This window comes from uncultured Brachyspira sp. (assembly GCF_934747485.1).
Lineage (GTDB): Bacteria > Spirochaetota > Brachyspiria > Brachyspirales > Brachyspiraceae > Brachyspira.
In genome coordinates, this window is the sequence record NZ_CAKVGN010000121.1 from 1 (window position 1) to 3,035 (window position 3,035).

Below are 3,035 nucleotides of genomic sequence, written 5' to 3' on the forward strand. Positions count from 1 at the left end.
GCTTTAGTGATGCTACCTTCTCTTGCCGAAATTAGAAAATATTTCAAAGCTTTTATGTCCATTATAGTACCTCATAGGTTTATAGATGTATTTTTAAGTTTTTGTTTGTGGTGGCTAGCCCTACGAGCTGCAGCACCTTTACGCACGGTATAGCCTTTTATTAATAAATATCTTTTATGCGTGCGGGTTGTTACTTTTTAGTACACAATAATCCTAAACCCTAACCTCCCCAGTTAATAGTTTTTGCATAACTCCTTTTTTTTGAAGCCTGCGAAGATGTAAAATCTGTTTAAGGCTGTCGATGTCTTGGTCTATCAGCGAGAGCAGTTCAGCAATTTTGTTTTGCTCCTCGAGGCTTGGAATTAATAGATTAAAATTTAAAAAATCACTTTCTGATAATTCCTTTTGACCTGTACCATTAGCTAAATGATAATATTTTTGCATATATGATTTTCTTGATAATAAAAAATATATAAACTTATTATTGCAATCTTCATTAACTGTAAAGCTCATTATTGCATTTGAACATATTGTATTATCAAATTCTTCATCTACAATTGCAATACTTCCATTAAAATAATTTTGCTTACCTATAATTATTTCATCTTTTTTTCTAATATAAAAAGGTCTTTTATCAGCCATTTTTCTTTCTATATTAGAAAATTCTATTCCTTTGTTATGCAATTTAATTGTTATTTTTTTATATTTAGAAGTATCAGGCACTCTATCTTTTGAACCAGCTATTAAAATATCTTTTAATTTCACAGTTTCCCACTCGTCCGTAAAGCCTTCAAAACGCACCTTACCGCTTAGCACCCTTTGCATCACGCCTTTCTTATAAATCTCTTTTTTCGCTATTAGCTTGTTGAGGTTTTCTATTAAGTCATCGAAAGTAGAGAGTATGTCGGCTATTCGTTTTTGCTCGTCGAGGGGTGGTACTAAAATATTTAAATTTTGATATTCGGAAATATAATATCTTTTGTGTACTTTACAATTAAAAGATATTATATTTAATACTTCATAAATAAACTTTAAGTTATAACCTTTCTTAGATTTTAAAATCTTAATAGCAGAAGATTTTACTTTAAAAGGAAAATTAACATATTTAGTTTCAGTAGTAAAATCATCAAAAATTATTACAGGAATATTATTATATATATTATCCTTTTCATCTGTATAGCCTAATATAAAACTTTTATTAGCTGTAAGAACCGCAACTCCTTTATCTTTATAGATATTATTTTTTACTATATATAAATCAGGTCTTTCATAATCAAGAACATCTTTAATTTGTAGTTCTTTCCAGCCGCTCGGCAATTCTTTTTTCATAATTTTCTCCAACTATTAAAAACATTCTATTATGAAATTGCACTTTTTGCAACTTTGACGAAGTCCGCAGAGCGTAGCTGCGGGAAAAAGAACAATAAAAAATTACAAAATATATTTATCTTACTTTTATACTAACATATTATCTATTTTTATCAATGCCTTTTAGTTATAATTGATTATAAGACATAAATATTTAATATAGTTGCGTTAAATATTTATCAGTATAACTTTTAATGAATGCATAATTGAATATAAAAATTAATAAACTTTAAAAATATATTAAAAAAATAAATTGGCATACCTTTTTTAAGATATACCAATTTTTTAATTATATTGAAATTGTTTATAATTTTATAAAATTTAAATAATCAAACATTTAACCCCATATTGTATGCATCTTGCATAAATTTTTTATCATTAATTTCGCCTTTATTCCAAACACTATGTGCTAATATAAATCCTTTCTCTCTCGCATCTTCTAAACAATCCAAAAATCCTCTAAAGCCGTCAATAGTTCTAAGCATTTCTTTTTCATCTTCAGTAGCAGCAGCTGCAATAAAATAAAAATCTTTGTTCTTAATCTCTAAATACTTAGTAACGCATCTGTCTATAAATGTTTTCATTTGGGAATTCATTGTGTAAAAGTAAACAGGTGTAGCCATTACTATTACATCAGCTTCAATCATTTTGTCTAATATTTCACTCATATCATCTTTTTGTACGCAAGGCTTATTATTTTTATAGCAAGTTCCGCAGTCTTCACAGTAATTAATTTTTTTGTCTTTTAAGAATATCTTTTCTACATTATGTCCTCTTTCTTTAGCACCTTTTAAAAACTCATCGCATAATGTATCAGAGTTGCCTCCTCTTCTTGGGCTAGATGATATTATTAATACTTTTTTACTCATTTTATAACCTCTTATTTATTTTTATTAATTATATTATAGCATTAGAGTATGCTCCAATGTCAAACGATTTATCAAGTTTTTTGTATTTTTTATTAAAAAAACAATTATATTTTGATTAAATATTAAAAAATAATTGTAATGCTTTTTAGTTATAATTAATTATAATACATAAGTATTTGATATATTTCAATAATAACTTAAAATTAACTCATAAAACAATAAAGGGAGGAGATCATAACTATATCATAAATAATAAAATCAATAGGTTCATCAAAAGACACTTTGAGAGATTATAAAAAATAGGAATAATATCTGAAATATGCAAAATAAAAGCGGTATTATAAATTAAAATGATTATAATTTGCAATGCATGAAATTCTCAAAGTCAATGCACTATATTGGAATATATACTGAAAATTTTTAACTTTGTCAATTTTTTTATTCAACTTTTTCCCGCCTTCGCTTTGCGGACTTCGTCAAAGTTTTCGCCCTTCGGGCACGCTTCGCGAAAGTGCAAATATTTAAGTTTTATATCTATGAAATATATATAAAAAATAATACCATATGTTTTGGCTATACTTAATAAAAATGCAGTCCTTTTGCTTCTTTGGGTCACCAAAAGAAGTGGTGGTGTGGGGGCTAGTCCCCACAAATAATAAAAAAATTCAAAATATATTTTTTAAATAAACTAATATCTTTATAATCTATTTCTTAGCTTGCCCAAAAACACTTTTGATGCCTCTGAAAATATCTGGTTTTTCTTCCATATCACCCTCGATTCTATTTCCAATTTCGGCT

At 27.1% G+C, this 3,035-nt stretch carries 2 protein-coding genes; both read right to left on the bottom strand.

Going from position 1 to position 3,035, the window contains the following annotated elements:
- Positions 1-213: 213 nt before the first annotated feature.
- Positions 214-1,329, bottom strand: coding sequence for a restriction endonuclease subunit S (locus tag Q0H31_RS13040; RefSeq protein ID WP_295298881.1), 1,116 nt, complete (start codon positions 1,327-1,329; stop codon positions 214-216).
- Between the two features lie 368 nt (positions 1,330-1,697).
- Positions 1,698-2,237 (bottom strand): flavodoxin family protein, encoded by a 540-nt coding sequence (locus Q0H31_RS13045; RefSeq protein WP_295298883.1) that lies wholly within the window; start codon positions 2,235-2,237, stop codon positions 1,698-1,700.
- Positions 2,238-3,035: the final 798 nt, after the last annotated feature.